7 protein-coding genes are annotated in these 8,565 nt (G+C 26.9%); 4 read left to right on the forward strand and 3 right to left on the reverse strand.

Annotated features, from left to right (window positions below; all coding sequences use genetic code 11):
- Positions 1-41: 41 nt before the first annotated feature.
- Positions 42-1,628, reverse strand: a complete 1,587-nt coding sequence (asnB, locus tag TY07_RS08545) for an asparagine synthase B (protein ID WP_042398123.1) — start codon at positions 1,626-1,628, stop codon at positions 42-44.
- A 476-nt stretch (positions 1,629-2,104) separates the two neighbouring features.
- On the opposite strand from asnB, the gene TY07_RS08550 reads away from it, so the two are divergent.
- The 4 genes from TY07_RS08550 (at position 2,105) to TY07_RS17255 (ending at position 7,639) form a co-directional block, all read left to right on the forward strand.
- Positions 2,105-3,580: a UDP-N-acetylmuramoyl-L-alanyl-D-glutamate--2,6-diaminopimelate ligase gene (locus TY07_RS08550; RefSeq protein WP_042398125.1), complete on the forward strand. Its 1,476-nt coding sequence runs from the start codon at positions 2,105-2,107 to the stop codon at positions 3,578-3,580.
- A gap of 283 nt (positions 3,581-3,863) precedes the next feature.
- Entirely contained in the window at positions 3,864-6,125 is a 2,262-nt protein-coding gene (locus tag TY07_RS08555) for a glycogen/starch/alpha-glucan phosphorylase (RefSeq protein WP_042398127.1), read from the forward strand.
- Positions 6,126-6,242: 117 nt separating this feature from the next.
- Complete coding sequence (locus TY07_RS08560; RefSeq protein ID WP_042398130.1) at positions 6,243-6,806, forward strand: hypothetical protein; 564 nt, start codon at positions 6,243-6,245, stop codon at positions 6,804-6,806.
- A gap of 131 nt (positions 6,807-6,937) precedes the next feature.
- Complete coding sequence (locus tag TY07_RS17255; protein ID WP_052330657.1) at positions 6,938-7,639, forward strand: MgtC/SapB family protein; 702 nt, start codon at positions 6,938-6,940, stop codon at positions 7,637-7,639.
- A gap of 155 nt (positions 7,640-7,794) precedes the next feature.
- On the opposite strand, the gene TY07_RS18725 is transcribed toward TY07_RS17255, so the two are convergent.
- Positions 7,795-7,920, reverse strand: coding sequence for a hypothetical protein (locus tag TY07_RS18725; RefSeq protein ID WP_278244480.1), 126 nt, complete (start codon positions 7,918-7,920; stop codon positions 7,795-7,797).
- A gap of 286 nt (positions 7,921-8,206) precedes the next feature.
- Positions 8,207-8,533 carry a hypothetical protein gene (locus tag TY07_RS08570; RefSeq protein ID WP_042398132.1) on the reverse strand — a complete coding sequence of 109 codons (327 nt, stop codon included), beginning with the start codon at positions 8,531-8,533 and terminating at the stop codon, positions 8,207-8,209.
- Between the last annotated feature and the right edge of the window lie 32 nt (positions 8,534-8,565).

The raw sequence follows: 8,565 nt of genomic DNA on the forward strand, positions 1-8,565 counted from the left end.
ATAGTTTGAAATAGGAGCTCTTTATAAATAATATAAATATTTTATTTTCCACTATCACCATAATTAGATAAAACTCTAGCACTTGGATCATTAACATTACAGCCTTCCCAAGATTTATTTGGCATCCAGAAATCCTTAATCCATTTAGCATTTCCAGCATAATATTTTTCAAAAGTATCTCTATATAAAAGAGATTCTTTTGTGAAAGGTGTACAGTAGGTATATTTTTCTTTAGCAGCTTCTAAATCTTCAGAAGTATATTTTTCTTCAGCATATGCTTTTAGATAATCAACTAAAGAGTGACCAACAGCATCACTAAATGCAGCTTTTTCACGATATAATAAAGATTGTGGTAAATAGTCTTGTCCATCAAATGCTTTTCTTAATAAATATTTTCCTTTATTGTAACTGTTCATTTTCTTAGCAGGATTAATACTCATTACATAGTTTACAAAATCTATATCAGCAAAAGGTACACGACCTTCTAAGGCATGTGCTGAAATACAGCGGTCAGCTCTTAGAACATCATACATATAAAGCTCTTTAATTCTTTTTTGAGATTCCCTTTGAAATTCACTTGCTGATGGCGCAAAATCTGTATATTTATAACCAAATAATTCATCACTAACTTCACCAGTTAAGATAACTTTTAAATCAGTATTTTCATGAATATATTTACACAATAGATACATTCCAATACTTGCTCTAATTGTTGTTATATCAAAAGTTTCTAGATGATAAATTACTTCATCTAATGCTCCTAAAACATCTTCTTTATTTATTATTACTTCAGTATGATCTGTACCTAAATAGTCAGCTGCTTGTTTTGCGTATTTTAAGTCAATTGGGTCAGTATCCATACCTATAGCAAATGTTTTGATAGGTCTTTTTATTATTCTTTGAGCGATAGAACATACTAGAGATGAATCTAGACCTCCACTTAATAAATAACCAATTGGAGCATCAGCATGAAGTCTCTTTTCAACAGCAGCAATTAGTTTAGTTCTTATATTAGTGAATATTGTATCTAAATCATCATTGTTTATGAATTTTGTTTCTGATAAATCATTATAGCAAACAAATTCTCCATCTTTATAATAATGTCCTGGAGGGAATGGCATAATTTCTTCACAATAATCAATTAAAGCTTTTGCTTCACTTGCAAATGAAATTTTATGATCTTCTTTTGTGTAACCATAAAACATTGGTCTTATTCCCATTGGATCTCTTGCAGCTATAACTGAATTATTTTTTCCATCATATAAAACTAAGGCAAATTCTGCATCAAGCATTTTGCACATTATTTCTATACCGTATTTTAAATACATTGGTATTAATACTTCACAATCACTACTTGAATGAAACTTATATTCTGGTAATAGTAATTCTTTTAAATTATTGTAATTATATATTTCTCCATTGCATACAACTTCACAAGAAGAGTATTTAAATGGTTGATTACCATTAGATGATAAATCCATTATTGATAAACGGTTAAAGCCCCAAGATAAACCACTTTCAATAGAACAATAAGTATTGTCTGGACCCCTATGAACTACGTTTTTTAAAGCTTTATCAAAATCTGATAAAGGTAATTTGTCTGATGAAAATACAACAAAACTACACATTTTATTGCCCCCTTTTTAATAAAAATAAAAAGGCCCGCTTTTAGCGAGCCTTGTACAAATTCAAGTTATTTGGTAATTAAAGGCTCAGATATATTAACTAAAAAGTTATAGTTAAGAAAACAATGTAATTAACTATAAGATTGTCAGCTTATATGAATCATCGCCCTTGATGATATTAAATTTAAAAAAATCCATTTGTTAAATTATATTACAAACATAGTAAAAATGCAACTAAAAATTATAAGTTATGGTATATATAGTAAAATAGTTTGAGATTAAGATAGGGAATGATAGAAATAGGTCAATATATACTAATAAAATATAAGCTTAAAATAAGGTTTAAAAGTATAAAAGGGGGGAAGGATTATGAGATAAAGATGAATACAGTATATAGATAAATAGTAATAAATGATGTACAATATTATGGAATAATAAAATCTTTGAATAAGAAAAAATTCAAAACAAGGAGATTAACAATGTTATTAAGTGAATTAGTATGTAACTCAAAATTAAAGTATAGTTGCACAAATGAAATAGATTATACAAAAATAGAAATTAAGGATATAACAAGAGATACGAGACAAGTTATTGATGGGAGCATGTTTATAGCTGTTATAGGAGTAAAAGTTGATGGACATGATTTAATAAATGAAGCTATAGAAAAAGGGGCAAAAGCTATTATTCATAGTAAAGAAATAAATGATATTAAAGATGGAATTGCATATATAAAAGTAGAAGACACTAGAGAATGCATGGCTATAATAGCAAAGACTTTCTTTAATATACAAGATAGTGATTTAACATTCTTAGGGGTAACAGGTACTAATGGAAAGACTACATCAACATACATGATGAAGCACATATTAGAACATGCAGGAAATAAAGTTGGACTTATAGGTACAATTGCTAACTATATTGGAGAAAAAATGATTCCAACAAATATGACAACTCCAGAGGCTATAGAATTATTTAGACTTATTAAAGATATGAGAGAAGCAGGATGTAAGTATTGTCTAATGGAAGTATCATCTCATGCATCTGCAATGGGAAGAGTAGAAGGGTTAAACTTTAGTAGAGGGATGTTTACAAATTTAACTCAAGATCATATGGATTATCATAAGACATTTGAAAATTATTATAATGCAAAATTTAAGTTTATAAAAGGAGCTAAAAGTACTGTTATAAACTGTGATGATCAATACGGAAAGAAAATGTTAAATACTTTACATGAAAGTAGTACTGATAACAAAGAAGTTACTTCATATGGGGTAAATGATGGATATGTTAGAGCTAAGAATTTAGATTTACAAGCAAATGGGTCAACATTTGATTTATATATTGGAGATGAATTTAAAGGTAATGTAAAACTTCATATACCAGGACTTTATAATATTTACAATGCATTAGGTGTTATAGGCATGTTAGTAGTTGGTGGGTATGTAAGTGTAGAAGATGTCATAGAAGCATTTGATACAATGAAAGCAGTGGCAGGAAGATGTGAAAGAGTATATCATGATAAAATGAAATGTACAGTAGTTGTAGATTATGCTCATACTCCAGATGGACTTGAAAATATATTAGAAACAATGAAAGAAGTTGTTAAAGGTAAATTAATAACTGTATTTGGTTGTGGTGGAGATAGAGATAAAACTAAGAGACCTTTAATGGGGGAAATTGCTGAGAAATATAGTGATGTTACAATAGTAACTTCAGATAACCCAAGAACAGAGGATCCGCATAGTATAATAGAAGATATATTAGCAGGAATTAAAGATAGTCATACTGTTATTGAGGATAGAAAAGAAGCTATAGAATATGCGTGTAGAATTGCAGGGAAAGATGATATAGTTGTTATAGCAGGAAAAGGTCATGAAGACTATCAAATAATTGGTACAGTAAAACATCATTTTAGTGATAAAGAAGTTGTAATTAATTATTTCAATGAAATTTAAAATAAAGAAAAAGTAAAAAAATAGGGATGCTAAATATTAGTGTCTCTATTTTTTTAGAAAAATATTTTAAAAGAAATGCTGAAAAGGTTTACGAAAAGGGTAGAGAAAAATAAAAAAAATTTTATTTTTTAAAAGTAGCATAATAAATGTACAAAATATCATAAAAATATACAAGGGGAAATTAAAAAAATTGTTATTATATAAGTGTAAATGATTTAATCATAAAAATACATTTTTAAATATATATTATAAAAATAATGAATTTAAGGTGGGATAATTTATTATGGTAAAAAATAATTTAACTGAAATCTTAAATGAAAGATTTCAAACAACAATTGAAAAGGCAACAAACGAACAAGTATATTTAGCATTATTAGAAATGACAAAAGGATGCATTAAAAATAAAGGAACAAATAAGGGATCAAAAAAATTATATTATATTTCAGCAGAATTCCTAATTGGGAAATTACTTTCAAATAATTTAATTAATTTAGGATTATATGATGAAGTTAAAGAGGTTTTATCAGCTAACGGAAAAGATTTAACTGAAATAGAAGAAATAGAATTAGAACCTTCATTAGGAAATGGTGGACTTGGAAGATTAGCAGCATGTTTCTTAGATTCAATAGCTACTTTAGGATTAAATGGTGATGGTGTTGGTTTAAATTACCACTATGGATTATTTAAACAAGTATTTAAGGATCACAAACAAACAGCAGAAAAGAATCCTTGGATAACACCAGAAAGTTGGTTAAATAAATCTAACATTAAATTTGATGTATTATTTGGTGGGTTCAAAGTAACTTCAACATTATATGATATAGATGTTACAGGATATAATCAAGGTTCAAATAAGTTAAGATTATTTGATGTAGATACAGTTAATGAAGCATTAGTTAAAGATGGAATTAATTTTGATAAAGAAGACATTAAAGAAAATTTAACTTTATTCTTATATCCAGATGATAGTGATGAAGCAGGACACTTATTAAGAATATATCAACAATATTTCATGGTAAGTAATGCAGCTCAATTAATTATTTTAGAAGCTGAAGAAAATCGATATGATTTACACAAATTAGATGAGCATGCAGTTGTTCAAATTAATGATACACACCCTTCAATGGTAATACCAGAATTAATAAGATTATTAGGCGAAAAGGGTATAGAAATGCAAGAAGCTATCGGTATCGTTACCAGAATGTGTGCATATACAAACCATACAATATTAGCCGAAGCATTAGAAAAATGGCCAATTGCTTACTTAGAAAAAGTAGTTCCACAATTAATGCCAATAATCAGAGAATTAGATAACTTAGTAAGAGCAAAATATGATAATGAAGAAGTATATATAATAGATAGAGATGATAGAGTTCACATGGCTCGTATGGATATGCATTATGGATTTAGTGTAAACGGAGTTGCTGCTCTTCACACTGAAATACTAGAAAAAGAAGAATTAAAGCCATTCTATGATATATATCCTGAAAAATTCAATAATAAGACAAATGGTATAACTTTCAGAAGATGGTTAATACACTGTAATAATGAATTAACAAATTATATTACTAGTCTTATTGGAGAAGATTTTAAAACAGATGCAACTAAGTTAGAAAACTTAGGTAAGTTCGTTGATAATAAAGAAGTTTTATCTAAGATTGAAGAAATTAAAAAGCACAATAAAATTGCTTTAAAGAAATACTTAAAAGATACACAAGATATTGAAGTAGATGAAAACTCTATTTTTGATATTCAAATAAAGAGACTTCATGAATATAAGAGACAACAAATGAATGTTTTATATATCATTCATAAATATTTAGATATAAAAGCAGGAAATATTCCAACAACTCCAATAACAATGATTTTTGGAGCAAAGGCAGCACCAGCATATATAATTGCACAAGATATAATCCATACAATACTTTGTTTACAAGATATCATAAATAATGATCCAGAAGTAAATAAATATTTAAAAGTTGTTATGGTAGAAAACTACAATGTAACTAAGGCTTCTAAATTAATACCAGCTTGTGATGTTTCAGAACAAATTTCTTTAGCATCTAAAGAAGCTTCAGGAACTGGTAACATGAAATTCATGTTAAATGGTGCTTTAACATTAGGAACAGAAGATGGTGCTAATGTTGAAATTCATGAATTAGTTGGAGATGATAATATCTACATCTTTGGTGAGTCAAGTGAACAAGTAATTGAACACTATAAGAAAGGTGATTATATTTCAAAGGAATACTATGAAAAAGAAGATATAAAAGAATTAGTAGACTTTATCGTTAGCGATGAAATGTTAAAAGTTGGGGATGAAGTTAACTTAAATAGATTATATAATGAATTAATTAACAAAGACTGGTTCATGACATTACTTGATATAGAAGATTATATTAAGACTAAGGATAAAGTATTTGAAGATTATTCAGATAGAGAAACTTGGAATAGAAAAGTATTAATTAACATTAGTAAAGCAGGATTCTTCTCATCAGATAGAACTATTGAACAATATAATAATGATATCTGGAAATTAAAATAATAAATCATGGGTAGTGCTTATATGGGCACTACCTATTTTTATTAATAAATAAATGAAAAATATAATGGAAATAATATTATGAAGAAGAAATTATACTACGAAAAGGAGAAAGTGAGTATGAAAAAACTATTTATAATATTATTTTCTATAATAATGATTTCATTTAATGGATGTAGGGCAAATTCAAGTGAATTAATAGAAAATGATAACTCTAAAAATAATGCAAAGTTAGTTGAGGCTATTTTTGCTGTTACTGGATTAGATAATAGTAATGAAGATAAGTATACTTATTATTATGAAGATTTAAATGATGATGGAGTTGATGAAGTTATAGTATGTCTTTGGGGAGCAGACTTTGGTGGGGATGAAAGTAAAACTATGATTATTTTTGCTCAAAGAGATGAAGGATATGAATATATTTCAAAAACAAAAAATATAAATGGGCCAATTTATATAACTGATAACATTACAAATGGATATAGAGATATTGTAGTTAATGCAATATCAGAAACTAAAAATAATAACTTTAATGTTATATTAAAATATGTTGATGAAACATACCCTGTAAATGCAGCAACATCAGAAGAAGTAGATATTAATAATATAAATATAAAAGATAAATTAGCTGATGATTTAACAGATGATTTTGGAATGAATTTACAAAGTGTTATGGATAGCTAAGAAAAAAATAATTTATTTATGAATTTGAATGCAATATAAAAATATTACTACTATTGTTTACAATAGTATATTAACATAAAATATAATAACAAGGTTATTTGGGGTTAAAAGGTAATTAAAGGAGGTAGGGAGTGATACAAGAGGTATTTAAAAACTTAGATGTAAAAATAATTATGGAAATAATTTTTAAAACAGTTTTATGTGTAGCTTTAGTAGGTTTTATTGGATACAATCGTGAGAAAAAAGGTATGGTCGTAGGGATTAGAACTCATGTTGTTGTTGGTCTAGCTGGATTGCTTATTCAATTAACATCATTAGAATATTATAGACTAAATGGAGGAAATAATGATGTTTTTAGATTAGCAGGACAATATATTTCAGGTATTGGTTTTTTGGGTGCAGGTACAATTCTTAAAGATAAAAGGAGCGTCAAAGGATTAACTACAGCAGCATCTATTTGTTTAGTTGCTATTATTGGTTTAGCTGTTGGATCAGGAATATATATTAGTTCAATAGTAATTACTTGCGTGGCTTATCTTTTTTTAAATGATGTATTTAAATTTAAAAATATAATAACAATAAAAAGAAATTCTCATGCACATATTGAAATTGAAACAAGTGGATATATAATGACTACTGTTGAGGCGATAAAAGATATGTTTAGAAATTTTGGGGCAGATATTATATCAATAGAAGTTAGCAAGCAATCAACAGAAAAAACTAGAATAAGATTTAAAGTAAATTTGGATGATGAATTGGATATTAATGAAATTTTAGCAGAAATAATTGCATTTGATGAAGTTAATAAAGCTGAATTAATAGAACATAAGTAGTTAGGGAAGAAATCAGCTATTATATTTTACAAATGTAAATAAAAAAATAACAGTTATTAATAAATAAATTTAATTGGCTTTGTTTTAAAATAGTGTTGAAATTAGCATAACATAATAGGATGTCCATTTGGACATCCTATTTGAATCGCAATAGTTTAAGATTGTTTCGCATTTCTTTTTTTCATATATAAGATAATTCCTAATACTATAAAAGTTACAAGTATTATTCCAATATCTAAAGGTGATACTTTAATAGAAAATAAATGTCCTATTCTTTCCATAGAATTACTCCCTTTCTAAAATATATTACTGAACATATAATATAATTACTCACTTCCTATAAATTAATTAATACGTAATAGTTTAAGATTTTTCGTTATTTCTTATTAATATTCTTAAGAAATTTTATATATGCAAATATTCCTAATGCCATTAATATTACTATTGTAATTGGTAAGAAAGTTGCTAATACCCCTATCATAGTTCCCCTCCCATAAAAAATATAATACATTGGCTCGTCTTATATTAAACTTGCGAATCAATTATTTTATTATTAATAGTTATTCTTTAATTGTTAATTTTCATCCATACATATTTTTCATTTGTATTTGAAGAAGTTTCAATAAATCCATTTTCAATTATTTCATAGCTATTTCTTTCAAGTTCCCACTGACAGTTCTGTGTTGGTGTTTTAAATGTGGTTTTTAAATCATTAACTGTCAATTCTCCTCCATAAGTAAAACTTCTAACTTCACCGTCCTGAGTTATTATTTGACTTAATGTATATACCCCGTCTAAAACCTTAGTTGAATTTTTATTATCTGTAGCACCAATAACAAACGATAAAATTGCTATACATATCGATGGAATTATTATTTTTTTTGTGTTTATCATATACTTACCTCCTTTTTATATAGCAACAATAT

Source organism: Clostridium saudiense, from assembly GCF_000577815.1.
In the GTDB taxonomy this organism is placed as follows: Bacteria; Bacillota; Clostridia; order Clostridiales; family Clostridiaceae; genus Clostridium; species Clostridium saudiense.